28 protein-coding genes and 1 tRNA gene are annotated in these 22,831 nt (G+C 69.2%); 20 read left to right on the top strand and 9 right to left on the bottom strand.

Features of this window, described 5'->3' with window-relative positions; all coding sequences use genetic code 11:
* Window positions 1-377: 377 nt before the first annotated feature.
* Together IPZ69_RS30405 and IPZ69_RS30410 are read right to left on the bottom strand one after the other, a co-directional pair.
* Window positions 378-1,163 (bottom strand): hypothetical protein, encoded by a 786-nt coding sequence (locus IPZ69_RS30405; protein WP_235457855.1) that lies wholly within the window; start codon window positions 1,161-1,163, stop codon window positions 378-380.
* Window positions 1,160-2,245: a DUF1152 domain-containing protein gene (locus IPZ69_RS30410; protein WP_268835222.1), complete on the bottom strand. Its 1,086-nt coding sequence runs from the start codon at window positions 2,243-2,245 to the stop codon at window positions 1,160-1,162. The genes IPZ69_RS30405 and IPZ69_RS30410 overlap by 4 nt, the downstream gene beginning before the upstream one ends.
* 80 nt (window positions 2,246-2,325) lie before the next feature.
* On the opposite strand from IPZ69_RS30410, the gene IPZ69_RS30415 reads away from it, so the two are divergent.
* From IPZ69_RS30415 to IPZ69_RS30480, 14 genes are all read left to right on the top strand, one after another.
* Entirely contained in the window at window positions 2,326-3,066 is a 741-nt protein-coding gene (locus IPZ69_RS30415; protein WP_235457857.1) for a GntR family transcriptional regulator, read from the top strand.
* Between the two features lie 276 nt (window positions 3,067-3,342).
* Window positions 3,343-3,780: an ATP-binding protein gene (locus IPZ69_RS30420; RefSeq protein WP_235457858.1), complete on the top strand. Its 438-nt coding sequence runs from the start codon at window positions 3,343-3,345 to the stop codon at window positions 3,778-3,780.
* A gap of 87 nt (window positions 3,781-3,867) precedes the next feature.
* Window positions 3,868-4,596: a GntR family transcriptional regulator gene (locus IPZ69_RS30425; RefSeq protein WP_235457859.1), complete on the top strand. Its 729-nt coding sequence runs from the start codon at window positions 3,868-3,870 to the stop codon at window positions 4,594-4,596.
* A 123-nt stretch (window positions 4,597-4,719) separates the two neighbouring features.
* Entirely contained in the window at window positions 4,720-5,070 is a 351-nt protein-coding gene (locus IPZ69_RS30430; protein WP_235457860.1) for an SCO3933 family regulatory protein, read from the top strand.
* A 5-nt stretch (window positions 5,071-5,075) separates the two neighbouring features.
* Window positions 5,076-6,449, top strand: a complete 1,374-nt coding sequence (locus IPZ69_RS30435) for an FtsK/SpoIIIE domain-containing protein (RefSeq protein WP_235457861.1) — start codon at window positions 5,076-5,078, stop codon at window positions 6,447-6,449.
* An 83-nt stretch (window positions 6,450-6,532) separates the two neighbouring features.
* Window positions 6,533-6,739: a hypothetical protein gene (locus IPZ69_RS30440; protein WP_235457862.1), complete on the top strand. Its 207-nt coding sequence runs from the start codon at window positions 6,533-6,535 to the stop codon at window positions 6,737-6,739.
* Complete coding sequence (locus tag IPZ69_RS30445) at window positions 6,739-7,356, top strand: DUF2637 domain-containing protein (protein WP_235457863.1); 618 nt, start codon at window positions 6,739-6,741, stop codon at window positions 7,354-7,356. Before IPZ69_RS30440 ends, IPZ69_RS30445 begins: the two co-directional genes overlap by 1 nt.
* An 18-nt stretch (window positions 7,357-7,374) precedes the next feature.
* Window positions 7,375-7,566: a hypothetical protein gene (locus tag IPZ69_RS30450; RefSeq protein ID WP_235457864.1), complete on the top strand. Its 192-nt coding sequence runs from the start codon at window positions 7,375-7,377 to the stop codon at window positions 7,564-7,566.
* A complete protein-coding gene (locus IPZ69_RS30455; RefSeq protein WP_235457865.1) occupies window positions 7,566-7,757 on the top strand; it encodes a mobile element transfer protein in 192 nt (63 codons plus the stop codon). The genes IPZ69_RS30450 and IPZ69_RS30455 overlap by 1 nt, the downstream gene beginning before the upstream one ends.
* Window positions 7,758-7,766: 9 nt before the next feature.
* Window positions 7,767-7,961, top strand: a complete 195-nt coding sequence (locus IPZ69_RS30460; protein WP_235457866.1) for a hypothetical protein — start codon at window positions 7,767-7,769, stop codon at window positions 7,959-7,961.
* 13 nt (window positions 7,962-7,974) lie between these two features.
* Window positions 7,975-8,220: a SpdD protein gene (locus IPZ69_RS30465; protein ID WP_235457867.1), complete on the top strand. Its 246-nt coding sequence runs from the start codon at window positions 7,975-7,977 to the stop codon at window positions 8,218-8,220.
* A gap of 128 nt (window positions 8,221-8,348) precedes the next feature.
* Window positions 8,349-9,647 carry a replication initiator gene (locus tag IPZ69_RS30470; RefSeq protein ID WP_235457868.1) on the top strand — a complete coding sequence of 433 codons (1,299 nt, stop codon included), beginning with the start codon at window positions 8,349-8,351 and terminating at the stop codon, window positions 9,645-9,647.
* Window positions 9,647-9,853, top strand: coding sequence for a helix-turn-helix domain-containing protein (locus tag IPZ69_RS30475; RefSeq protein ID WP_235457869.1), 207 nt, complete (start codon window positions 9,647-9,649; stop codon window positions 9,851-9,853). Before IPZ69_RS30470 ends, IPZ69_RS30475 begins: the two co-directional genes overlap by 1 nt.
* Window positions 9,841-11,148 (top strand): site-specific integrase, encoded by a 1,308-nt coding sequence (locus tag IPZ69_RS30480; RefSeq protein WP_235457870.1) that lies wholly within the window; start codon window positions 9,841-9,843, stop codon window positions 11,146-11,148. The genes IPZ69_RS30475 and IPZ69_RS30480 overlap by 13 nt, the downstream gene beginning before the upstream one ends.
* Before the next feature lie 75 nt (window positions 11,149-11,223).
* Here IPZ69_RS30480 and IPZ69_RS30485 read toward each other — a convergent pair.
* From IPZ69_RS30485 to IPZ69_RS30495, 3 genes are all read right to left on the bottom strand, one after another.
* Window positions 11,224-11,297, bottom strand: a tRNA-Pro gene (locus tag IPZ69_RS30485).
* A gap of 33 nt (window positions 11,298-11,330) precedes the next feature.
* Window positions 11,331-12,122, bottom strand: coding sequence for a Pr6Pr family membrane protein (locus IPZ69_RS30490; RefSeq protein WP_235457871.1), 792 nt, complete (start codon window positions 12,120-12,122; stop codon window positions 11,331-11,333).
* Between the two features lie 132 nt (window positions 12,123-12,254).
* Window positions 12,255-13,181, bottom strand: a complete 927-nt coding sequence (locus tag IPZ69_RS30495; protein ID WP_235457872.1) for a metallophosphoesterase — start codon at window positions 13,179-13,181, stop codon at window positions 12,255-12,257.
* 94 nt (window positions 13,182-13,275) lie between these two features.
* Here IPZ69_RS30495 and IPZ69_RS30500 point away from each other — a divergent pair, with 94 nt between their 5' ends.
* Window positions 13,276-13,743: a GatB/YqeY domain-containing protein gene (locus IPZ69_RS30500; protein WP_235457873.1), complete on the top strand. Its 468-nt coding sequence runs from the start codon at window positions 13,276-13,278 to the stop codon at window positions 13,741-13,743.
* Between the two features lie 166 nt (window positions 13,744-13,909).
* On the opposite strand, the gene IPZ69_RS30505 is transcribed toward IPZ69_RS30500, so the two are convergent.
* A complete protein-coding gene (locus tag IPZ69_RS30505) occupies window positions 13,910-16,192 on the bottom strand; it encodes a transglycosylase domain-containing protein (protein WP_235457874.1) in 2,283 nt (760 codons plus the stop codon).
* A 440-nt stretch (window positions 16,193-16,632) separates the two neighbouring features.
* Here IPZ69_RS30505 and wblA point away from each other — a divergent pair, with 440 nt between their 5' ends.
* Window positions 16,633-16,971, top strand: a complete 339-nt coding sequence (gene wblA / locus IPZ69_RS30510) for a transcriptional regulator WblA (RefSeq protein WP_179851885.1) — start codon at window positions 16,633-16,635, stop codon at window positions 16,969-16,971.
* 175 nt (window positions 16,972-17,146) lie between these two features.
* On the opposite strand, the gene IPZ69_RS30515 is transcribed toward wblA, so the two are convergent.
* Window positions 17,147-18,499 (bottom strand): ArsA family ATPase, encoded by a 1,353-nt coding sequence (locus tag IPZ69_RS30515; RefSeq protein WP_235457875.1) that lies wholly within the window; start codon window positions 18,497-18,499, stop codon window positions 17,147-17,149.
* Window positions 18,496-19,473 carry an ArsA family ATPase gene (locus tag IPZ69_RS30520; RefSeq protein ID WP_235457876.1) on the bottom strand — a complete coding sequence of 326 codons (978 nt, stop codon included), beginning with the start codon at window positions 19,471-19,473 and terminating at the stop codon, window positions 18,496-18,498. The genes IPZ69_RS30515 and IPZ69_RS30520 overlap by 4 nt, the downstream gene beginning before the upstream one ends.
* A gap of 72 nt (window positions 19,474-19,545) precedes the next feature.
* Here IPZ69_RS30520 and IPZ69_RS30525 point away from each other — a divergent pair, with 72 nt between their 5' ends.
* From IPZ69_RS30525 to IPZ69_RS30540, 4 genes are read left to right on the top strand one after another with little or no spacing between them, the layout of a single operon-like run.
* Complete coding sequence (locus IPZ69_RS30525) at window positions 19,546-19,707, top strand: DUF4177 domain-containing protein (protein ID WP_003975360.1); 162 nt, start codon at window positions 19,546-19,548, stop codon at window positions 19,705-19,707.
* On the top strand, window positions 19,704-20,168 hold the full coding sequence (locus IPZ69_RS30530; protein WP_235457877.1) for a RidA family protein: 465 nt from the start codon (window positions 19,704-19,706) through the stop codon (window positions 20,166-20,168). Before IPZ69_RS30525 ends, IPZ69_RS30530 begins: the two co-directional genes overlap by 4 nt.
* 55 nt (window positions 20,169-20,223) lie before the next feature.
* On the top strand, window positions 20,224-21,102 hold the full coding sequence (locus tag IPZ69_RS30535) for an NUDIX hydrolase (protein WP_235457878.1): 879 nt from the start codon (window positions 20,224-20,226) through the stop codon (window positions 21,100-21,102).
* A complete protein-coding gene (locus IPZ69_RS30540; protein ID WP_235457879.1) occupies window positions 21,099-21,929 on the top strand; it encodes an MBL fold metallo-hydrolase in 831 nt (276 codons plus the stop codon). The genes IPZ69_RS30535 and IPZ69_RS30540 overlap by 4 nt, the downstream gene beginning before the upstream one ends.
* Here the strand turns inward: IPZ69_RS30540 and IPZ69_RS30545 are convergent.
* A complete protein-coding gene (locus IPZ69_RS30545) occupies window positions 21,926-22,747 on the bottom strand; it encodes a nucleotidyltransferase domain-containing protein (protein WP_235457880.1) in 822 nt (273 codons plus the stop codon). The two genes, IPZ69_RS30540 and IPZ69_RS30545, sit on opposite strands and share 4 nt — an antisense overlap.
* Window positions 22,748-22,831: the final 84 nt, after the last annotated feature.

A 22,831-nucleotide genomic window follows, 5' to 3' on the forward strand; every position in this document is an offset into this window, starting at 1 on the left:
GGTGGCCTGCCCGGTCTGGGGTCGAGCATGATCAGGGGGCCGTACGCTGGTTGGCAACTCGGGCAGGCTTTGGGCCTGACCGCAATGTGCACGAGTGGCCCCCTGGTCTTGCTCGACGCGGGACCCGGACCGGGGAGGTGGCTAGAGCCGTGGAGCCGACCACCCCAGCCACGACGTACCCCTTCTCTGGCATCAGGCGGCTGATTGCTCAGAGCGCGGCCCGGGCGCCGGCCGGGCTGGAGCGGGGCGGAGACAGGAGCGCAGGCCCGGCCGGGGGCCGGGCCGCGCGCGGGGAGCGGAGCGAGCCGCCTTGAACCAGTAGAGAAAGTTGTAACTCACTGGCTGACAGCCTCGTGTGGATCTTGGATGGTCGGCGGTCAGAACGGCGGTTCTTCGCTGTATCCCTCGGTAGACCTAGGGTCAGTGAGCCACGCTGAGGAGTCGTCGTGCAGTAGATCGGAGTCGCAGAACTGGAACGGGTTCCGCTGGCCTACCAAGCCCGAGGAGTCCTCGCCCCAGGAGTCGAGTGCGTCGATGGCTCGCTCGCGGTGCTGCCACAGCTCACTCGTGCCCAAGACCTCTCTGATCAAAGGCACCAAATCTCCTCGGTGGCCCACCAACTGGGGATCGTCAAGGAGAGGGATACAGGCCGTAAGGGCTGCCTCGCGCACGTGGCGGTCGGTGTCCTCGGTGCAGAGGAGGGACGCTGAGAACAGGAGCGGTCGAATCTCTCGGATGCCGACTGCTGGCGGGTACTCGTCGAGGGGCAGTCCAAGGCGCTGGCACAAGGCTTCAGCCTCGTTCGTGACTTCATTCGCGACTGAGGCAATCCAGGCCAGCAGTTCAGCGCGCATGCAACCAGGGAAGTCGTGGCGTTTCTTGTCGACGGCCCATGTCGTTCGCGGGTCTGGCAAGATCGCTGCCGCGTAGCGCGCCGCTGGCACCGTTGCCTCGTAGAGCGTGTTCTGGTGGTGCAAGGTGCCGTGCAGGTAATCGAGCGCCTTGGTCCTCACGCCCTGGTTTGCGTCGAACAACGCTGCCAGCATCTCCGGTGCCTCGGTGGCAAATCCATAGGCGTGGCTCAATGCAGCCCAGTCCGTTCGTGCTAGCAAGACCTGGGCATCAGTCGGACCGTCCGGCGCAGGAGTGCCGTTACTCGTCATGTGAGCTGCCATAGAGGCGCCACGTACTGGCGTGGACGGTTGATGATCAGAAGTTGGCGGAGGGCATCGCGCTGAGAGCCGTCGAGGTTCAGGGCCTCGGTGAGGTGGCGGAACGTCGTGTGGGTGACTCCGCGGCTCCGGGCCTCGGCCTCAAACCGGTCGAGTTGAGGCAGCACGAATTCGACGTCGAGTTCCACCGGCGGCTGCTCCTTGAGCCACGCGGCCTTGTTGCGCTCGTAGTCGATCTCGGAGAAGCCGCAGACGTCCCGGCTGTGCGCCTCCACCTCGTCCAGGGCGGCAGTCGTCATGATGGCGCGGGCCAGGTTGTTGCGGCTCAACGCGTCGTCCAGGTCGACCTCGTGGACGCTCGGACCGTCGTCGGTCAGGGGTACGGGAAGGCCGGCATCCCGAACCTCACAGGTACCGCGTACTCCTCGGGCGGTGGCCGCGAGCATCCCCGTGGCCTCGGAGGGGTGCCAATCCAGGACCGAGCTGATCGGCTCCACCTCCGCCGCGGTGAAGCTGTGGACGAGGGGGCCGAGTATCCCGCGCACTTCATCGTGGGGAAGTTCGCCGTCCAGGCCGGGCCCTGCGACCAACAGCCGGATCGGCGCGTTCACTTGGCAGGCGGCGGCCAGAGTGACCGCGTCGGCAAGCGGGCTTTTGAGTGTCGGCTCGCTGCCGCGGGCGAGGATGTCGCCGCCGACGTCGAGGAGGTCGACCGACTCCGGGCCCAAGAGGCTGATCAGTTCTTCCAGTTGGCGCGTCACGCCCTCGGCGCCGTGGTGCGGGTCGAGCAACGCCAATGTGTGCGGGAGCTCTGCCGCGAGGCGGGGGAGCGTGGATCCTGCCGGAGCGATCGGGCGCGCGGCCGCCGGCACTGCCCACACCGCGGGAGTGATCGGTTCGAGCCCTGTGAAGTCGCGCGCCCCTCGGGGGCCTGGCACCGGGTCGACGAGCAAGCGATCCCACGCGTACGTGAGGATCACCGCCGGGTCCTCGTCGCCGTACAGGGCGGCGTCAAGCATTGCGGCGGCGACTGCGTCGCCACCTCCTCCTGCTGCGACGATCAACCGCGTCATGCGACCAGCGTACGGGTTCGAATATTGGCCAGTGACTCTATAGTGGCTAGAGGCCATAGCCACTTGGATAGGGAGGGAGCATGCCTCAGATCGAGGAGGCTCAGCCGAAGTATCTCCAGATCGCCCACTTCATCCGCGATCAGATCCTTCGGGGGGACCTGCGGCCGGGGGACGAGGTCCCCTCGGAACGGCAGCTTGCGTCGGACTGGAAGGTGTCCCGGCCGACAGCTGCCCGCTCGCTGGAAGCGCTGAGCCATCAGGGCCTGGTCGAGAAGCGACAGGGATCGGGAACGTACGTCCGCAGCCTGGAAGTCAACCGACGGGCGCGGGAGTTGTACGGGCGGGCTCGGCAGACGGGGAAGATCTACACCCCTGGCGAGTACGCCGTCATCACGTCGGCCGGCTGGCTGGAGGCACCGGATTACGTTGCTGAGGCGCTGGGCCTGATCAAGGAGCGGCGCGCCGTGCACCGGAGGCGCGTGACCAACAACCAGGACGGACCTATCACGTTGTCCACCTCGTGGTTCGCTCCGGACGTCGGGGAGAAGGCGCCCAAGCTCATGGATCCCGAGAGGATTCAAGAGGGCACCCTGCTGTACGTCGAGAACATGACGGGACGCAAGGGGAGCTACGCAGAAGACCGCATGTGCGCTCGGGCCGCGACCGAGGAGGAGTCTGCCGACCTCCAACTGGAGCCCGGTTCAGCTGTCTTGATCGTGCATCACGTCGTCTTCGACTTGCAGGACCGACCGCTGGAGTTCGCCGAAGCCACCTACCCGCCCCACCGTTGGGCGTTCGAGCAGGGGTACCCGCTCACCTGATCGTTCACCAGTTACGTCGAACCGCTTGCGCGGTCGGAGTGGCTAATGCCACTATCCAGTAAGTGGCTAAGGCCACTTACTGGAAGGGGGCACGGTGTGACGAGTCAGCGGCCGGATGAGGGCGCGCACTTAACCTGCCGCGGTTGCCGGGGGCGTGGTTGGAAGCGCGTCAGCTCCCGCACGGCGCTGGCGCTCTCCACCGTCAACGACCGTGCCCGTGCCACATCGAAGCGGCGGTGCCTCGACTGCGACGGCACCGGCAGGGAGTGAGCACGGATGCGCGACAGCAGCGACAAGCGCGGTGGTCCCGGCCCGGAATCACTCGGAGCGATGACCTTGCACCCTCTTCCGGACTCCGTGCCGATGGCTCGGCGCTGGTTCCGGAAGTTCATCGCTCCGCACAATCCGGCCTGTTCGGTCGAAGACTGCTCGCTGATGATTTCCGAGCTGGTGACCAACGCGATTGTCTACGGGCGATCGGACGATACGTGGGTCGTGAGGGTGGAGTGGTTCCGCGAAGGGACCTCGCTCCGCGTGGAGGTGCACAATCCCGGGTTCCCCGCGAGCGTGCGGATGCGTCGGCCGGATGCCAATGACGCCCACGGGCGCGGGCTCCTCCTGGTCGACTCCATCGCCGACTCTTGGTACTCGGGTCCGAGCCGGTTCGGTGGAACCGTCGTGTCCTTCGTGATGGCTGATGCCTGGCCCCAATGAGCGCGGCCCGCGTTACATTCCCTTGTGCTGCGATGGGCGCTAGTGTGGTTGACCAGTTGACTTGGCCAATCTCGATGGGCGGCGTTCATGGCGTATGAGGTGGAAGCGCCGAAGTACGTTCGTCTCGCGCAGACGATTCAGCGTCGCATCGAGGACGGCACGTATCCGCCTGGCACTCGGGTTCCCAGTGAGAATCAGCTGGTGCAGGCCTTCGGGATGTCGCGTCCGACCGTCGTGCGGGCGTTGGAACTGCTGAAGCGGGACGGCTGGCTGGAGTCCCGTCAGGGCTACGGCACGATCGTGCGTGGGCGTCCGGCCGTGGTCGAACAGAAGGATCGGCGGGGCCGTGACGCGCTGGAGCGCGATGAGTCACGCACCCAGGGGCGCCTCGTCGAAGTCGGCGAAGTCTTTGTGCCTGCTCGCGTCGCCTCCGCGCTGGGGCTGCCGAAGCGTGCCGAGGTCCTGGTGCGTCGCTTCCTTGTCGAAGACGGCGGCGAAGCTGCCGAACTGGTCTCGTCCTACTTCCCCGCCGGCCTGGCCGAAGGCACTGGCCTGGCGAGCGATGAAGCCTTGAGCGGCAGTGTCCGCGAGCATCTGGAAGCGCGGAGGAAAGTCCGCTTCGACCATGTGACGGAACGGGTCTCGGCTCGACTGCCCGAAGCGAGCGAAGCTGAGTTTCTGGCTCTGCCCGAAGGAGTGCCAGTCCTGAGTGTCCTGGTCATCGCCTGCGATGCCACCGGCCAGGTGTTGCAAGTCTCTGACGTGCTACTTCCTGCCGACCGGCAGGAGTTGGAAGACACCTATCGCTTGAACTGAGCCCGATTCGGGGCCAGTTCCCTTCCGATCTGACTTGACAAGTCAACTTGACGTCCCTAGCTTCGAACTTGCTAAGTCAACCTGTCAGGTGGCTGGTTGATCGACTCAGAAGGAGAAATCCCTGTGCGTGTGATCCGCATTGACGCCTCGTCCGCCACGATCCTGCTGACCGAAGCTCCGGCGCCGAAGGTGCGCGACCGGCAGACCGGTGAGATCGCCAAGGACGCCGTGACTGGTGAGGCACTGATGACCGTCGGCGTCGTCTACATCGACGAGGGCGAGTCGTCGTTGATCCAGGTCACCATCCCCGAGAACGGAGTGACGGAAGGCCTGACCGTCGGCGCTCCCGTCTCGCTGCCCGGCCTGGTGGCCCGTCCGTGGGAGAGCGTGTTCAACGGTCAGCAGCGGCACGGCATCGCCTACCGGGCCACCGCGGTTGCTCCTGGCGCCTTCCCGATGGCTCAGGCGGGCTGATCCGCATGACGGACCTGATGACGGTGGCCGAGCTGGGCGGCTCACTCGCTGCGATAGGTGGTGCGGCCTACGCTCGGCACGCTCATCCGGCGGCGTACTGGTCCACGGTCGGGCTGCCGCTTTCGGTGGCCCGGCTGGTGGCCTCGTACTCCTCGACCATGGACGCCTGCGGCTTAACCGTCGAACCGTCTCGGTGGCGGGCGCTCGCCATCAAGGCGACCACTCGTCGAGAGATCCGTCCCGTCCCGCCCCGCCGGGGTCTGATCCGACCCAGCGCGACCGGTCTCCGGATCCGGCTGCGGCTGGCTCCGGGCCAGGAACCGGCGGATGTGGCGGCCTCGGCCGAACGTCTACGGCACGCCTGGGGTGTCCATGCCGTGTACGTGAAGGACGTCAAGCCGGGCGTCGTCGAACTCCGGCTTGTCGGCTTCGACGTCCTGCGGAAGGTACGGATGCCTCGCCGGTTCGATGGCGGGCTTCTCCGGATTCCGGTGGCTCTACGGGAGGACGCCACGCCCTTCGTGCGTGACTACCGGACCGTTCCGCATGAACTCGTCCTCGGCGCAACGCTGTCCGGCAAGTCCATGTACCAGCGTCACCTCGTCACCGGGCTCGCCCGTCAGCCCGTCGCCCTGGTCGGCATCGACTGCAAGCGGGGTGTGGAGCTGGCGCCTTTCGCCCCGCGGCTGTCAGCACTGGCGACCGACCCGGACGAGGCCTCCGAGCTGCTGCCCGTACTGGTCAAGGAAATGGAGGACCGCTACGACTTGATCAAGTCCCGGCAAGGCACCGCGCACGGCACCCCGGACGAGGAGATCACCTCCGATATCTGGGGCTTGCCCGAGAACGAACGGCCCGTGTCCATCGTGCTGTTCGTCGACGAGGTGGCCGAACTCTTCCTCATCGCCACCAAGAAGGACGAGGAACGGCGGGACGAGATGGTCACCCAGCTCATCCGCCTCGCCCAGCTCGGCCGCGCCGCCGGCATCTACCTCGAAGTCTGCGGCCAGCGCTTCGGCGCCGAACTCGGCAAGGGCGCCACCATGCTCCGCGCCCAGCTCACTGGCCGCGTCTGCCACCGCGTCAACGACGAAGCCTCCGCAAAGATGGCCCTGGGCGACATCGCACCCGAAGCCGTGGCCGCCGCCTGTGCCATCGCGCCCGAACGCCCTGGCCTCGCCGTCGCGGGCGACACCTCCGGCGGCTGGTCTCGCATCCGCACCCCGTACCTCTCCCTCGCCGATGCTGCGGCCGTATGCCGAGAGTCGGCGTACCTCGCCCCGGACGTACCGGCGCTCACTCCCTTCCGGCCGCACAGCCCGGCCGTCCCCGTGAAGGGCTCCGGGCCGATCACCGTCCCGCGCCCGATCACCGACTGATCCCACCCGACTCATCGGCCGGCGCGGCCGTCCCGCGCCAAGTCCCTACCCCCTCCATGCCTGAAGAAGGGAGAGCACTCGCCATGTGCCGCCGCAACGAGGACTTCGCCCGGACCGTCCTACTGCTCGGCCAACTCGCGCTGTACGCCCACACCGTCGGCGCGGACGCGGGCTTCATTGCAGCCGTCGGCCCGTCCCTGGCGGCATCCTTGCCGGAGCCTCCGCCCGGCACCTTCCCGCCCGGCTACGACCCCAACGGCGGCCCCGACTACCCCGGCGAGAAGTCCTGATGGCCCGCCCCGCCATGCGAGTGGACGCGGTCCTGGTCCAAGCAGTGATCGCCGGTGCACTGTCCTTCGCTCACCTACATGACCTCGCTGCCGCTGCCGGACAGGCCGGTTGGAAGGCATGGGCCTATCCGATCAGCGTTGACCTGCTCCTCGTGGCCGCCTGGCGGCGGATCCGCTCAGGTGGCGGCAAGGCGGCCGCCTGGTGCTGGTTTCTCGTTGCGCTGACTGTGTCGCTCGGCGCCAATGTCGCCACGGCCGGACTGCTCGACCTGGGCGCCGTGCCGGCCTGGCTGCGCGTTCTCGTCGCTGGATGGCCCGCCGTCGCCTTCCTCGGCGGAACGCTCCTCGCCCACGGAACTCCGCGGCCGCAAGAACCACCGGTCCCGGAGGAGAACACGGCCCGGGCTACGCCCTCGACACCCGAATCACCCGCTGTGGAACTGGCACCGGCTCCGCCCTCGACAACGCCCGTCCCGCCTGCCCTCGTCGCCCTCGCTCGCAAGCTCGCCGACGAGCACCGCTCCCGGACGGGAGCTGCCATCGACACCCCGACCCTTCGTGCCCGGCTCGGCGTCCCGCTGCCGCTGGCCGAAGCCATCGCCGCCCAACTCATCTGACCCGGAGGAACTTCCCCGATGCGCCTGTCCACGCTCCGCGCGCTGAAACGCGCCGCCGAGCTGACCCGCCAGAACCGCCTCACCGAAGCCGTGCTGATCGCCGAGCCGGTGATCCTCGCCGCCGACAGCTACGAGGGCGACGAGATCTTGCGCTGGCTGGCCGATCACGTCACCGACTTCACCGGCGAGAACTCGAAGGAGATCCCCTGATGCCCGCCAACCGCCGCTTCCGCAACGTCGCCCGCATCGGCCCCGTCCAGGTCGCCACCTCGTACGACAACCGGGGCCGCGAGAAGCACACCGCCGCCTGCACCGCCCCGCGCTGCGGCTTCTCCACGGACTACGACAGCCGCGCCGCCGCCGAACTGGCCGCCCGCACCCACCGCTGCGCCGTCCGCTGAGGAGCTCCCGTGACCGTCTCGCTCCCGCTCGTCTTCGTCCTCGGCGTCATCGCCTGGGCCGCGATCAAGTTCCTCGGCATTCGCCTCTGGGTCGCCGTCGTGTTCGCGCTGTTCGGCTTCCTGCTCTCGCACACCATCCTCGCCCCCGCCATCGACTCCGGCACCCGCTCCGGGGTCGGCGTCGTCAACGGCACCCACCGCTGAAAGGAGATCCGCCGTGTTCCTGCCCAAGTACCCCGACAACCCGACCCCACCGCCCGCGCACACCCGCACCTCGACCGACCAGACGCCGGTCCGGCGCGCACTGCCGTCGATCGCCCTCGACCACAAGGCCGTAGCGGTCGTGCTCGTCGGCGGAGTGGTCCTCACCGCGCTCCTGGCCGCCGTCGCCGTCACGGCCATCTCCGTGGCCATCGCCGCCGTAGTGCTGCGCTTCCTGGCCAGCAACGCCAACAGGCGATGACCGGCCGCCGGGGCGGCAACAGCCGGCAAGCATCGGCCGCCCCGGGGCCGTCCCTCCCAACCGCGAAACAGCCGAAAGGAAGTCCCATCATCACCCGGCACACTCCGCCCCCGCTGACGGAACTCTCCATGCTGGCCTCCCTCGGCACCATGCCCGAACTGGCCCGCCAACTCTCCGGACTGGGCGGCTGCACCAACCCCGTACGCCTTGACGGCCACCGCACCGAATACGAGGTCAACAAGACCACCGGCGAGATCGGCCGAGCCTTACACCACCTCGACTCCGCCTCGCTCCCCGCCGGTCAGCTCCTCGTCCGCTGCAACAACCGCCGGGCCACCCGCTGCGCTGCCTGCGCCGAGACATACCGCCGCGACACCTACCACCTGATCACCGCCGGTCTGCGGGGCGGCAAAGGCACGCCCAAAGAGGTCGGCACACACCCGCGCGTCTTCGCTACCTTCACGGCTCCGAGCTTCGGCCCCGTTCACAACCGCCCCTCCAGCGGCCGGGACTGCCGCTGCGGCATCCGGCACGAGGAAGCGGACCCAGCCCTGGGCTCGCCCCTCGACCCGGACACTTACGACTACGAAGCGGCCGTGCTCTGGAACGCGCACGCCGGCGCCCTCTGGCGTCGTTTCTCGATCTACCTCCGCCGCGAGGTGGCCAAGCGTGCCGGACTCACCCAACGGGAGTTCCGCGATCACGCACGCATCTCGTTCGCCAAGGTCGCCGAGTACCAGAAGCGAGGCGCCATCCACTTCCACGCGGTCATCCGCCTCGACGGCCCGGACGGCGGCAACGGCACCCCTCCGGCGTGGGCAACGGCCGAACTGCTCACAGACGCCATCCGAGCCGCCGCTGGCGCCTCCCGTGTCGACGGCCCGGACATTGACGGCCGGTCGCACACGTTCGGCTTCGGCCGACAGCTCGACGTCCGCCCGATCCGCTCCGCCGACTTCGACGGTAGCCAGGAGCTGACCGAGCGTGCCGTAGCGGCGTACATCGCCAAGTACGCCACCAAGGGTGCCGAGACGGCGACTGGCACCCTCGACCGACCCATCAGGTTCCTCGCCGAGCTGCCCCAGGCTCGGATCACCGAACACGCCCGGCGCATGATCCGTACGGCTTGGACCCTGGGCGCGCGCAAGGAACTGGAGGAACTCCGGCTCCGGGCCTGGGCTCACATGCTGGGCTTCCGCGGCCACTTCTCCACCAAGTCCCGCCGCTACTCCACCACCCTCGGCGCCCTTCGCGACGCACGCGCCGATTGGCGTCGTGCCCAAGTTGCACCGGTGCTCTCGCGGGACGGCGAAACCACGCTCGTCCTCGCCCACTGGGTCTTCGCCGGCACGGGCCTCAGCGCAGCTGAGACCTGGCTCGCCGCCACCCTCGAACCCGCCCCCGGAACAGAAGGAGAACCCACCTGATGACCCCGGCCACGATCAGCCGGAAGTGGCACACGATGGCGGAAGTCGCCGAAATGCTCGGCTTCAGCCTCTCCAAGACCAAGTTGCTCGTGCTCGCGGGCGAGATCCGTTCCATCAAGATCGGGCGCAACCGGCGGATCCTCCCGGCCTGGGTGGACGAGTACGTGAACCGCTGCGCCTCCGAAGCTGAGAGGTGGTCCGCGTGAGCGGGAAGCGGGGCAACGGCGAAGGGTCCATCTATCCCTACCGGAACGGGTTCGCCGCGTACGTCTGGGTCACCACACCGGATGGGAACCGCAAGCGGAAGTACGTGTACGGGCCCACCCGGAAGGACGTCCACGAGAAGTGGGTCAAGCTCCACAGCGAAGCCAAGAAGGGGCCCGTGGCGACCAATACGCCGACCCTGGCGTCGTACCTCGCTTACTGGCTCAAGGAAGTCGTAGAACCCAACCTCCGGCCGTTGACCGCCGCGACGTACGAGACGACCGTGCGCCTGTACATAGTCCCGTTCCTCGGTTCGAAGCGGCTCGATCGGCTTACCGTCCAGGACATGCGGAGCTGGCTCAACAAGCTCGCTGAAACTTGCCAGTGCTGCGTACAGGGCAAGGACGCCAGGCGGCCCGAGGAAAAACAGCGTTGCTGTGCCAAGGGACAGTGCTGCAAGCGGACGCTTTCGAAGCGCTCGGTCAACGACGCGCGGACGATTCTCCGCAGCGCGCTGACGAACGCGATGGTGGAAGAACGCATCGCGAAGAACGTCGCCCAGCTGGTGAAGGTGCAGCGGGCTCGACGCAAACGACCGGACCCGTGGTCAGTCGAAGAGGCCTGCACCTTCCTTGAGAACGCGCAGACCTGGCGGGACTACCTGTACGGCGCCTACGTGCTGATCCTCGTGCTGGGCCTGCGCAAGGGGGAGGTGCTCGGCCTCACCTGGTCGGACGTGAACCTGGACACGGGGGAACTGCGCATCCAGCACCAGCTACAGCGCGTCCGCCGGCGCCTCCTGCACACCGACACGGCCAAGACAGAGGCCTCGGAGGCAGTGCTGCCGCTGCCTGACATCTGCATGGCCGCCCTCCGTCTCCGGCAGAAGGAGCAGCAGGCCGCGAAGGAGCGGGCAAAAGATCTCTGGACGGAATCGGACCTCGTCTTCACGACCCGCTATGGCACCCCGGTGGAGCCGAGGAACTTCACCCGCGAGTTCGATCGCCGCTGCGAGCGCGCCGACGTCCGCCGTATCCGCGTCCACGACACCCGCCACACCTGCGCCTCGCTCCTGGCCGCGCTTGACGTCCACCCCCGGATCGCGATGCAGATCCTTCGCCACTCGGAGATCGCGGTGACTATGGAGGTCTACACACACGTGCCGTCGTCGGAGACCCGGCGCGCGCTCCGAAAGCTGGGGAAGGCCCTGGGCGGCAGCAAGCAGAAGGACGGCAAGAAGAGGGGCAAGCGCAAGCAGGAAGAGCCGTCGGACATGGACGGTCAGCAGGAGTCATAGCGGTTGCTGTACTCCGCTGCTGTACGCACGACAGAGGCCCATTCACGATCAACGTGAATGGGCCTCTGATCTGTGTCGGGGTGGCGGGATTTGAACCCACGACCTCTTCGTCCCGAACGAAGCGCGCTGCCAAGCTGCGCTACACCCCGATGTCGCTGCTTGTCGCGGCGACGACGTTTACTTTAGCCCACTGGTGCCCGGAGACGAAATCCGGTTTTGGAGCGGCGGCGGACGGGGTTCGGGCGGGCGTGGTCCAGGGCGATCAGGAGGACGGACAGGGCGTAGACGGCGAGGCCGAGGAGGAGGGCGTTGGCCAGGGTGCTGCGGTAGCCGTGCTGGTCGACGTCCAGGAAGGGATAGAGGTAACGGCCGGGCGTGCCGGGGACGAGGAGTTCGCCCCGGACGAGCGTGAAGGCCAGGTAGGCCAGGGGGTAGAGGAGCCAGGCGCTGGCCTGGCGCAGGTGCAGTCGGCCGGGGGCGGTCAGCAGGAGCCAGTCGAGGACCGCCGCGGCCGGTGCCGCCTTGTGGAGGAGCTGCGCGGCGATCCACTCGCCGTGCCACCGCTCCGGCGGCGTGGTCGCTCCCGTCATGGAGAACGGGGGCGTCGTGTGGGCCAGGAGCAGGTGGTAGGCCAGGGCCGCGGTCACGGCGTAGAGGAGGATCGCCCCCGTCAGGGCCGGTGCGACCGGGCGGCGCGCCGCCCAGGCCCGGTGGGCTGAGATGAGCATGACCAGGGCCAGCAGGATGTTGGCCTGGACGCTGAAGTGGCTCAGGGCGCGGGTCGGGCTGCCGAGGAGGAACTCCAGGGTGACGCCCGCGGTCGCGGTCAGGGCCGTCAGGAGGCGGAACGTCGCTGCCAGGGGCCGACGGAAGGGGGTCACCACCGCCGCGGCCGGCACGGGCGAGGGCACCAACGCGGGCGTGCTCGGGACCGCGGGGAGGTCCGGGATGTCCCTGGGTATCGGGGCGGTCATGCCCTCACGCTAAGCAAGCGTGACAGAAGGGGCGATTTGGGCGGGCTGGGTGAGTTACCCGCCGCCCCCGTTTCCTCCGCTTCCCCAGCCGTTCGATCGAGCCCGCTTCCCCAGCCGCCCGATCGAGGGGGCCTACTCCTTGCCCACCAGCGTCAGCAGCGTCGCCTCCGGCGGGCACGCGAACCGTACCGGCGTGTAGCGGCTCGTGCCGCAGCCCGCCGACACGTGCAGGTACGACGTCCGGCCCTCCGCCGTGTGCGTGGACAGGCCCTTCACGCGGTCCGTGTCCAGGTCGCAGTTGGTGACCAGGGCGCCGTAGAAGGGGATGCACAGCTGGCCGCCGTGGGTGTGGCCGGCCAGGACCAAGGGGTAGCCGTCCGCAGCGTAGGAGTCCAGGACGCGCAGGTACGGGGCGTGCACCACGCCCATCGAGAAGTCGTACGTGCTCGACGGGCCGCCGGCCACCTCCGCGTAGCGGTCGCGCTTGATGTGCGGGTCGTCCAGGCCGGTCAGCTCCACCGAGACGCCCTCGACCTTCAGCACACCGCGGGTGTTCGTCAGGTTCAGCCAGCCCGCCGCGTCAAAGCTGTCGCGGAGGTCTTCCCAGGGGTTGTGGACCGCGCCGACGACCGGCGGGTTGCCGTTCAGGCCGTGGCGGCCGCTGGTCTTCTCCAGCAAGTAGCGGGCGGGGTTGCGGGGTGTGGGGCCGTAGTAGTCGTTGGAGCCGAAGACGTACGCGCCCGGGAACTCCATCAGGGGGCCCAGGGCGTCCAGGACCTCCGGCACGCCCTCCGGGTCCGAGAGGTTGTCACCCGTGTTGATCACGAAGTCGGGGCGCAGGCCCGCCAGCGAGCGCAGCCAGCGCTGCTTCTTGCGCTGCCCTCTCACCATGTGGATGTCGGAGACCTGCAGGATGCGCAGCGGGCGCATGCCCGCGGGGAGGACCGGAATCGTCACCCGGCGGAGGCGGAAGGAGCGGGCCTCGAACCCCGCCGCGTACACCAGACCGGCGGCGCCGGCGGCCATGATCCCAAGAGGTACTCCGTATCGTGCGCGCATACGACCATCGTGTCAGACCCCGTCGGTACGCCGTGCTCGGGCAGCCCATAAATCAGCGGGCGTCCGGGCTCCCACACCTGCGACAATCGTGCGCATGACCACCACGCTCAAGTCGAAGCTGCACGACGACCTCAATGCCGCGATCAAGGAGCGCGACGAGCTCCGCTCCTCGACGCTCCGGCTGACGCTTGCCGCGATCACCAAGGAGGAGGTCGCGGGCAAGGAGAAGCGGGAGCTCTCCGACGACGAGGTCCTCAAGGTGATCACCAAGGAGGCCAAGAAGCGCCGCGAGGCGGCCGACGCCTTCGCTCAGGGTGGTCGCCCCCAGCAGGCCGAGCGGGAGACCGCGGAGGGCGAGATCCTTGCCGCGTACCTGCCCAAGCAGCTGTCCGACGAGGAGCTGGAGCGGATCGTCGGCCAGGCCGTCGAGGAGGCGAAGGCGGCGGGGGCCGAGGGGCCGCGGGCCATGGGTGCCGTCATGAAGATCGTGAACCCGAAGGTGGCCGGTCAGGCCGAGGGCGGCCGCGTCGCCGCCGCGGTGAAGAAGCTGCTCCAGGGCTGACCGACTCGGCCCGGCGTGAGGCCGACGACCAGCGGCGGGTGAAGGGTCACCGGCTGGTCGACGCCCCCTGACACACCGACGGCCCCTTTCCCCTCGTACGGCTCGTGCCGTGCATGTGAGGAGAAAGGGGCCGTCGCTTGTCCGTCAACCCTGGTGGCGGTCGGGCTCAGCCCCTGCCGCCGCGCCCGTGGCCGTTGGTGCCGCCGTTGGTCTGGCCCTGGACGAAGCCGCCGGGGAAGGACGGGGTCGGGAAGGTGCCGCCGTTCTGGCCGCCGTCCAGTCCGCCGATGATCCCGCCGATGACTCCGCGGTTGTCCCCGTTGCCACCGTTGCCGTTGCCGTTGTGGCCGCCGTCGCCCTGGTCGTCGTGACCCTTGTCGCTGTCGGGGATATCGACGAGGTTGAAGGAGCCGGCCGGCTTGCCCTGGAGCGCGCCGCTCATGGCGTCCTTCCAGATCGGGCCCGGGACCTGACCGCCGTAGACGAGGGGGTGGTAGACGCCGCCGATGGAGATGTTGACCATCTTCACGTTCTGCCGGGCGCTGCCGACCCAGACCGCACCGGCCATGTTGGGCGTGTAGCCGACGAACCAGGCGTTCTTGCGCTCGTCCGTCGTACCCGTCTTACCGGCGCTCTCGCGGTCGGTGAGACCGGCCTGCTGACCCGTACCGGAGTCGACCACACCGCGCAGCAGCGTGTTGACCGTGTCGGCGGTCTGCTCGGTCATCGCGCGCGAGCAGGTCGACTTCGGGACCTGCATCGACTTCCGCTCGTTGCCGATCTTCTGGGTGATCGACTCTATGGCGATCGGCGTGCAGTACATGCCCCGGGAGGCGAAGGTGGCGTACGCGTTGGCCATGGTCAGCGGGGAGATGCCCTTGGAGCCGAGCGCGATGGCCGGCACCTGGGGGAGCTTCTCGCCGTCGCCCTGCACCACGTGCATCGCGTCGGTCATCTTGACCACCGGGCACAGGCCGATGGAAGAGATGAGCTGCACGAAGTAGGTGTTGACCGACTTGGCCATCGCCTCCTTCATGGCGTACGGGCCCTTCTCGGACTCGCTCTCGTTCTCGACCTTCGCGTTCTCGTTGTTGACCCACTGCTTGCCGTCGCAGGCCTGCACCGGGCTCGGGTACAGCATCTGGTACGGCGAGGAGAACTCCTGTGTCGCCGGGCGGCCGTTCTCGACGGCGGCCGCGGCCACGAACGGCTTGAACGTCGAACCGGTCGGGAAGCCGTAGTTGGAGCCGCCCATGTCCCGGTCGACCGAGTAGTTGTACTCGGTCTCGTTCTTGCCGTAGCCGTACGGCTTCGACTGGCCCATCGCCAGGATCTTGCCGGTGCCGGGCTCGACCAGGGTGGCGGCCGCGGCGACCTTGTCGGACTGGTTGACGTGCTCCTTGAGCGACGCCTGGACCGAGTCCTGGGCCTGCGGGTCGAGGGTCGTACGGATCGTGAGGCCGCCGCGGTTCCAGACCTTGGCGCGGTCCTCGCGGGTCTTGCCGAAGACCGGGTCGCTGAGGAAGACGTGCTCGACGTACTTGCAGAAGAAGCTGGCGCCCTTACTGGCCGTGATGCAGCCGTTCTTCGGCTGGCGGACGCGCAGCCGGATCGGCTCCTCCTTGGCCTTGTCGGCCTCCGCCTGGGAGATGTCGCCGACCTCGGCCATGCGCTGGAGCACGATGTTGCGGCGCTTGGTGGCCTCGGCCTCGTCGTTCACCGGGTCGTAGCGGCTCGGGGACTGGACGATGCCGGCCAGGAGCGCGGCCTCGGGGAGGCTGAGGTCCTTGGCGTGCTTGGAGAAGTAGCGCTGGGCGGCCGCCTCGACGCCGTAGGCCTGCTCGCCGAAGAAGGTGATGTTGAGGTAGTTCTCCAGGATCTTCTTCTTGCCGAGCTTGTCCTCGATCTGGATCGCGTACTTCAGCTCGCGGATCTTGCGGCCCAGCGTCTGCTGGGTGGCCTGCGCGACCTTGGTGGGGTCGTCGCCGGCCTCCTCGATGAAGTAGTTCTTCACCAGCTGCTGGGTGAGCGTGGAGGCGCCCTGGGAGACCCCGCCGCTCTGCGCGTTCTTGTTCACGGCGCGCAGGACACCCTTCAGGTCGATCGCGCCGTGCTGGTAGAAGCGGGAGTCCTCGATCGCGACGATCGCCTTCTGTATGTACGGCGAGATGTCCTTGAGGTCCACCACCGTGCGGTCACGGGAGTACACCGAGGCGATCTTGCGGCCCGCGCCGTCCAGGATCGTGGTGCGCTGACTGAGCTGCGGGCTCTTGAGGTTGGCCGGGATCTCGTCGAATCCCTGGACCGACCCCTTGGCCGCGAGCCCGAGCGCACCGGCAGCGGGCAGCGCGATGCCGGCCATCACGGCTCCCGCGAGGACACTGACACCGAGGAACTTGGCGGCCTGCTGCGTTGGCGACAGACCACCACCCGAGCGCTTCTTTGGCATAGGGGCAGCCTACGTTCTCATTCGCCGGACACGCGTGAAGGCCTTGGCCTAAGCTGCTCCCAACTGTCACAGCAGTGCGGCCACGTATCAATACGTCCGGCGACCCCGAATCGTTCCGGAACCACTCGACTTTTTTCGGCGGGCTCCCCCGTCGGGCATGTCGGGGTGTGTTGGAAGCGTGTCCGACTCCGCCTCGTGTGTCACACGGCGTCCGTTGTGGCGCATCACAGGTGTCCCGGTTTGCCGGGATGATCACGCATGTCGCCAGCTCACTCCCGCGGGTGATCTGCCGCTTACCCATAGTCCGTTCGGGCCATTCAAGATTGGGCCCGAAGGGGGTGTTGCGCTGTGCCCACCTTCCGTAACGTCCTCAACTGGCGGCGGTGAATATGCCGCTGCCGCCGTGGGGGAGCCTCGATTCGGGAGAGGACGGCGCCGGTATGGGCTGGGTTACCGACTGGAGTGCGCAGGCCGCCTGCCGCACTACCGATCCGGATGAACTGTTCGTGCAGGGAGCAGCGCAGAACAGGGCCAAGGCAGTGTGCACCGGATGTCCGGTACGCACCGAATGTCTGGCTGATGCGCTGGACAATCGCGTCGAATTCGGCGTATGGGGAGGCATGACGGAGCGCGAGCGCCGCGCATTGCTGCGCAGGCGACCCACCGTGACGTCCTGGCGCAGGCTGCTGGAGACCGCGCGCCTGGAGTATGAGCGGGGGGTCGGGATCGTGCCCCTGGACAGCGACGAGGTGTACGAGAACTACGCAGCGGTGAGCTGAGGGCGCTGCCCTCGGGCACACCTGGGCGTTCAAGGACCTTTCGGGCACATCTTCCGGACACGTCGTCCGGGCATACATTTCCGGTATACGCCGACAGCAGCCCCTTTGTCAGGGCCCGCTGTATGCGGGCCCACGGCGACGCCCGGCCACTCAGGCGGCCCGGCCGTGCAGACGGCTAGGGCAGCTCAGGTCGGCCGGCCGCGAGCCGTTCCCCGATGTCCCGCAGTCCAACGAGGTCGTGCACATCGCCGGGCAGCGCGGCCACTTCCACCACCGCCACCTCGGGGTGGCGCGCGGTGAAGCGGTCACGCGTGCGCTGCTCACGGGAGAGCAGTTGCATACGCTCGGCGTGCAACCTCAGCAGGCCTGCGGTGAGCTGATCGACGGGTCGCTCCTCGTCGGCGCGCGCGGTGTCGCCCGTGCGCTCCTTCTCCGTGGCGGCGGGGGAGCCTTCGTCAGGAGTTGGTGTTTCGGAAGCGCGAGATTCTGAACTGCCGTACGTGTCGGGAGAGTTACGAAGACCAGCTTTCCCGCCCCCCTGATCCACAATGCGGGGCTCTTCAAGATTTTCCGCGGCGGCGAGCGCCCGCTCGGCCGACAGCCGGCCGGCGCCGCTGCCGTGGACCCGGTTGAGCACCAGACCCACCAGCGGCATGTCCTCGTCGGCCAGCCGCTCCACGAAGTACGCGGCCTCGCGCAGTGCGTCCCGCTCCGGGGCCGCCACCACCAGGAACGCGGTGCCGGGCGCCTGCAGCAGTTTGTACGTCGCGTCCGCGCGCGTACGGAACCCGCCGAAGGTGGTGTCCATCGCGGCCACGAACGTCTGGACGTCCTTCAGCAGCTGACCGCCCAGCAGCTTGCCGAGGGTGCCGGTCATCATCGACATGCCGACGTTGAGGAAGGCCATCCCGGCGCGGCCGCCCAGCTTCGCCGGGGCCGTCAGCAGCCGGATCAGACGGCCGTCCAAGAAGGAGCCGAGCCGCTTGGGCGCTTCCAGGAAGTCCAGGGCCGAGCGGGACGGCGGCGTGTCGACGACGATCAGATCCCACTCGTCCTTCGCCCGCAGCTGGCCCAGCTTCTCCATCGCCATGTACTCCTGCGTGCCCGCGAAGCCCGCAGAGAGCGACTGGTAGAAGGGGTTGGCCAGGATCACGGCGGCCCGCTCGGGGTCCGCGTGCGCCTCGACGACCTCGTCGAAGGTGCGCTTCATGTCGAGCATCATGGCGTGCAGCTCGCCGCCGCCGTCGGTGCCTTTCACCCGGCGCGGCACGTTGTCCAGCGAGTCGATGCCCATCGACTGGGCGAGCCGCCGGGCCGGGTCGATGGTGAGGACGACCACCTTGCGGCCGCGCTCGGCGGCCCGCAGCCCCAGCGCCGCCGCGGTCGTGGTCTTCCCGACCCCGCCCGAGCCGCAGCACACCACGATCCGGGTCTTCGGGTCGTCGATCAGCGCGTCGACGTCGAGCACGCGCGCGGGGGAGAGGCGGTGACGGGCGGGCTCCTGCGCCTTGGCCGGTTCCGGACTCATGACATCCCCTGCTTCCGCAGCTCGGTGGCGAGTTCGTACAGGCCCGCGAGGTCCATGCCCTCGGCGAACAGCGGCAGTTCGTGCAGCGGCAGGTCCAGCTCGCCCAGCACGGCCCGCTGCTCGTGCTCCAGCGCGTACCGCTCGGCGTACTCGCCGGCCTGCGCCAGCAGCGGGTCCACCAGCTGCTCGGCCTTCCCGCCGCGCCGCGCCCCGCCCAGTCCTGCGGCCGACAGCGACTGCGCGACGGCGGTACGCGGCACCGTCCGTACGAGTTCCAGATCGGCCGCGTCCAACACCTCCGGGCGCACCATGTTCACGACGACCCGGCCCACCGGCAGCCGCGCCGCGCGCAGTTCGGCGATCCCGTCCGCGGTCTCCTGGACCGGCATCTCCTCCAGCAGCGTCACCAGGTGAACGGCGGTCTCGGGGGACTTCAGCACCCGCATCACGGCCTGCGCCTGATTGTGTATCGGGCCGATCTTCGCCAGCCCGGCCACCTCGTCGTTGACGTTGAGGAAGCGGGTGATGCGCCCGGTGGGCGGCGCGTCCATGACGACGTAGTCATAGGCGAACCGTCCGCTTCTGTCCTTGCGCCGCACCGCCTCGCACGCCTTGCCGGTCAGGAGCACGTCCCTGAGGCCCGGCGCGATGGTGGTGGCGAAGTCGATGGCGCCGAGCTTCTTCAGCGCCCGGCCCGCGCCGCCCAGCTTGTAGAACATCTGGAGATAGTCCAGAAGGGCCAGTTCGGGATCGATGGCGAGCGCGTACACCTCGCCGCCGCCCGGGGCGACGGCGATTTTGCGCTCCTCGTAGGGCAACGCCTCCGTTTCGAAGAGCTGTGCGATGCCCTGCCGACCCTCGACCTCCACGAGAAGCGTCCGCTTCCCCTCGGTCGCGAGAGCCAGCGCGAGGGCTGCGGCGACCGTCGTCTTTCCGGTCCCGCCCTTGCCGCTGACGACCTGGAGCCTGCTCACGTCTTCGAGACTAACCAGTCCGTCGGCGGCCTACGCGGGAGGCTGTGGATAACAGCGGCTACAGTCGGCCACATGACCAAGTGGGAATACGCAACCGTGCCGCTGCTCGTCCATGCCACGAAGCAGATTCTGGACACCTGGGGCGAGGACGGCTGGGAGCTCGTCCAGGTCGTGCCCGGACCGAACAACCCCGAGCAGCTCGTGGCCTACCTGAAGCGGGAGAAGCAGGCGTGAGCGCCGTCGAGGCCAAACTGGCCGAACTCGGTCTCTCCCTGCCGGCGGTCGTCCCGCCGCTCGCCGCGTACCAGCCGGCCGTGCAGTCCGGCGTGTACGTGTACACCAGCGGCCAGCTGCCGATGGTGGACGGCAAGCTCCCGGTCACCGGAAAGGTGGGCGCGGAGGTCACCGCGGAGGAGGCCAAGGACCTGGCCCGCACCTGCGCGCTGAACGCGCTGGCCGCCGTCAAGTCCGTCGCCGGCGACCTGGACCGCATCGCGCGCGTGGTGAAAGTGGTCGGCTTCGTCGCCTCCGCCGCCGACTTCACCGGTCAGCCCGGTGTCATCAACGGCGCCAGCGAACTGCTCGGCGAGGTCCTCGGCGACAAGGGCGTGCACGCCCGCAGCGCGGTGGGCGTCGCGGTGCTCCCGCTGGACGCGCCGGTCGAGGTCGAGGTCCAGGTGGAGCTGCTGCCGTAGGCCCTGGCCCCGGCCTGCTCTCGAACATTCGCTCACATCGGGATAGCCTCCGCCCATGGCGAATGGGCAGTGGTATCCCCCGGAGTGGCCGGAACGCATCCGCGCGCTCGCGGAAGGCAGCCTCACCCCGGTGCCCGCCGTGCGCGCGGCCACGGTGTTGCTCCTGAAGGACACCCCGGACGGCCCGGCCGTCCACATGCTGCGCAGACGCGCCTCCATGGCCTTCGCCGGAGGCGCGTACGCGTATCCCGGCGGCGGCGTCGACCCGCGCGACGACGACCACCAGATCCGCTGGGCGGGCCCCACGCGCGCGTGGTGGGCCGAGCGCCTCGGCGTCGACGAGTCCGGCGCCCAGGCGATCGTCTGCGCGGCCGTGCGCGAGACGTACGAGGAGGCGGGCGTCCTGCTCGCCGGACCCGACCCCGACTCGGTCGTCGGCGACACCACCGGCGATGACTGGGAGGCCGACCGCGCCGCCCTGGTCGCCCGGGACCTGTCCTTCGCCGAGTTCCTGGACCGCCGCGGCCTGGTGCTGCGCTCGGACCTGCTGGGCGCCTGGACCCGCTGGATCACCCCCGAGTTCGAGTCCCGCCGCTACGACACCTGGTTCTTCGCCGCCGTCCTCCCGCAGGGGCAGCGCACCCGCAACGCCTCCACGGAGGCCGACCGCACGGTGTGGATCCGGCCCACGGACGCGGCCGCCTCGTACGACAAGGGCGAGCTGTTGATGATGCCGCCCACCATCGCGACCCTGCGCCAGCTGACCCCGTACGCCGCCGCGGCCGAGGCGCTCGCCGCCGCGCCCGCGCGCGACATGACGCCGGTCCTCGCCCGTGCCCGCCTGGTGGCGGGTGAGATCGTCCTGTCCTGGCCGGGCCACGACGAGTTCACCAAGCACATCCCGACCGCCCCGACCGGTGGAGGTCCCGCATGACGGACGCAGCAGCCCTGCCCGGCCAGCCCCGGGGCGGGGTCCTCTCGGGCCCGGCCACCGAGCGCGCCGTCAACGTGCTGGCGCCCAACGCCTCCGCGATGACCCTGGACGGCACGAACACCTGGATCGTCTCGGAGCCCGACTCCGAGCTGGCCGCGGTCATCGACCCGGGCCCGCTGGACGACGGCCACCTGCAAAACGTCGTCGACGCGGCGGAGAAGGCCGGCAAGCGCGTCGCCCTCACTCTGCTCACCCACGGCCACCCCGACCACGCGGAGGGCGCCGCCCGCTTCGCCGAGCTGACCGGCACGAAGGTGCGGGCCCTCGACCCGGCGCTGCGGCTCGGCGACGAGGGGCTGGCCGCCGGGGACGTGGTCACTCTCGGCGGCCTGGAGCTGCGGGTCGTCCCCACGCCCGGCCACACCGCCGACTCCCTGTGCTTCCACCTCCCGGCCGACCGGGCGGTGCTGACCGGCGACACGATCCTCGGCCGCGGTACGACGGTCGTGGCCCACCCCGACGGCCGGCTGGGCGACTACCTGGACTCCCTGCGGCGCCTGAGATCGCTCACCGTGGACGACGGCGTCCACACGGTCCTCCCGGGCCACGGACCGGTCCTGGAGGACGCCCAGGGCGCCGTGGAGTTCTACCTCGCCCACCGCGCCCACCGACTCGCACAGGTCGAGACCGCAGTCGAGGACGGCTACCGCACGCCGGCCGAGGTCGTCGCCCACGTGTACGCCGACGTGGACCGCTCACTGTGGCCGGCGGCGGAGCTGTCGGTACGGGCACAGCTGGACTACCTACGGGACCACGGGCTCATCTAGTCGGGCCTGGGCGCCTTCACGCCGTGCACGCGCGCGTACTCCCGCGCGAGCCAGGGCCCGAGGTCGTCGACGTACGACCGCAGTACGGCGGCGTCGCCGACGGGCTCGTACCCGTACTCGGCCGCGGCCCGCAGCTGCTCGGACCGCTCCGGGTAGTAGCCGCCGCACACCCGGGCCATCTCCCGCAGGTCACTGGTCCAGCCCCGCCAGCACGGCATGACGAGGGTGAAGCCGGTGCGGACCAGGTGCCGGGACATGAACCGGACGAGGGGCCGCCGGGCTTCCTCGCTGTCCGCCGCGCGGGCGATACGGTCCCGCCATCGGGGGAGCAGGAGAGCGAGGTCCCCATTGGTCTCGCGGGCCAGCAGGGAGTCGGGCCGGTAGCGGGGGAGGTGCTCGGCGAGGTCCGCGCCCAGGAGCGGAGTGCACAGGCAGGCGACGAACCACCCCAGGTCGTACCGCTCCAGCTCGCTCAGCAGCCGCGCCCGGCCGTACAGCAGCGTCCCGACCCCGTCGATCTGCGGGAACTCCCTGTCGACGGCCTCGCCAAGGGCACGGACGTCCGCCCGGTCGGCCTTCGTCGGCTCCTCCTCAAGGGCGACCAGCAGATCCAGGTCGCTGCGCCCCACGCGCGCGGTGCCCCGCGGAATCGACCCGTAGAGGTAGGCGCTGTGCATCCGCGGTCCGAACACGTCCAGCAGCCGTTCGCGAGCGGCGGCGACGACCGGACGGAAATCGTCCGGGACGCGCGCGAGGGAGCCCTCGCGCTGGAGGAAGCCGTCCTCGTCGAGCCCGCGGGAGGGGGCGTTCTGGATCACGGGCCCACTGTGCCCGGCCGAGCGCGCGCGGGCAGCTGATTTACGGCCGAGCCAGACGAAGGGCCCCACCGCGCGGCAGGGCCC

It is taken from the genome of Streptomyces olivochromogenes, assembly GCF_021538895.1.
Taxonomy (GTDB): Bacteria; Actinomycetota; Actinomycetes; order Streptomycetales; family Streptomycetaceae; genus Streptomyces; species Streptomyces olivochromogenes_A.

Excerpts from the sequence above, each read along its gene's own strand:
- IPZ69_RS30405 (WP_235457855.1), bottom strand. The coding sequence starts at position 1,163 with ATGACGAGTAACGGCACTCCTGCGCCGGACGGTCCGACTGATGCCCAG.
- IPZ69_RS30410 (WP_268835222.1), bottom strand. The coding sequence starts at position 2,245 with ATGACGCGGTTGATCGTCGCAGCAGGAGGAGGTGGCGACGCAGTCGCC.
- IPZ69_RS30415 (WP_235457857.1), top strand. The coding sequence starts at position 2,326 with ATGCCTCAGATCGAGGAGGCTCAGCCGAAGTATCTCCAGATCGCCCAC.
- IPZ69_RS30420 (WP_235457858.1), top strand. The coding sequence starts at position 3,343 with ATGCGCGACAGCAGCGACAAGCGCGGTGGTCCCGGCCCGGAATCACTC.
- IPZ69_RS30425 (WP_235457859.1), top strand. The coding sequence starts at position 3,868 with ATGGCGTATGAGGTGGAAGCGCCGAAGTACGTTCGTCTCGCGCAGACG.
- IPZ69_RS30435 (WP_235457861.1), top strand. The coding sequence starts at position 5,076 with ATGACGGACCTGATGACGGTGGCCGAGCTGGGCGGCTCACTCGCTGCG.
- IPZ69_RS30440 (WP_235457862.1), top strand. The coding sequence starts at position 6,533 with ATGTGCCGCCGCAACGAGGACTTCGCCCGGACCGTCCTACTGCTCGGC.
- IPZ69_RS30445 (WP_235457863.1), top strand. The coding sequence starts at position 6,739 with ATGGCCCGCCCCGCCATGCGAGTGGACGCGGTCCTGGTCCAAGCAGTG.
- IPZ69_RS30450 (WP_235457864.1), top strand. The coding sequence starts at position 7,375 with ATGCGCCTGTCCACGCTCCGCGCGCTGAAACGCGCCGCCGAGCTGACC.
- IPZ69_RS30455 (WP_235457865.1), top strand. The coding sequence starts at position 7,566 with ATGCCCGCCAACCGCCGCTTCCGCAACGTCGCCCGCATCGGCCCCGTC.
- IPZ69_RS30470 (WP_235457868.1), top strand. The coding sequence starts at position 8,349 with ATGCTGGCCTCCCTCGGCACCATGCCCGAACTGGCCCGCCAACTCTCC.
- IPZ69_RS30475 (WP_235457869.1), top strand. The coding sequence starts at position 9,647 with ATGACCCCGGCCACGATCAGCCGGAAGTGGCACACGATGGCGGAAGTC.
- IPZ69_RS30490 (WP_235457871.1), bottom strand. The coding sequence starts at position 12,122 with ATGACCGCCCCGATACCCAGGGACATCCCGGACCTCCCCGCGGTCCCG.
- IPZ69_RS30495 (WP_235457872.1), bottom strand. The coding sequence starts at position 13,181 with ATGCGCGCACGATACGGAGTACCTCTTGGGATCATGGCCGCCGGCGCC.
- IPZ69_RS30500 (WP_235457873.1), top strand. The coding sequence starts at position 13,276 with ATGACCACCACGCTCAAGTCGAAGCTGCACGACGACCTCAATGCCGCG.
- IPZ69_RS30505 (WP_235457874.1), bottom strand. The coding sequence starts at position 16,192 with ATGCCAAAGAAGCGCTCGGGTGGTGGTCTGTCGCCAACGCAGCAGGCC.
- wblA (WP_179851885.1), top strand. The coding sequence starts at position 16,633 with ATGGGCTGGGTTACCGACTGGAGTGCGCAGGCCGCCTGCCGCACTACC.
- IPZ69_RS30515 (WP_235457875.1), bottom strand. The coding sequence starts at position 18,499 with ATGAGTCCGGAACCGGCCAAGGCGCAGGAGCCCGCCCGTCACCGCCTC.
- IPZ69_RS30525 (WP_003975360.1), top strand. The coding sequence starts at position 19,546 with ATGACCAAGTGGGAATACGCAACCGTGCCGCTGCTCGTCCATGCCACG.
- IPZ69_RS30535 (WP_235457878.1), top strand. The coding sequence starts at position 20,224 with ATGGCGAATGGGCAGTGGTATCCCCCGGAGTGGCCGGAACGCATCCGC.
- IPZ69_RS30540 (WP_235457879.1), top strand. The coding sequence starts at position 21,099 with ATGACGGACGCAGCAGCCCTGCCCGGCCAGCCCCGGGGCGGGGTCCTC.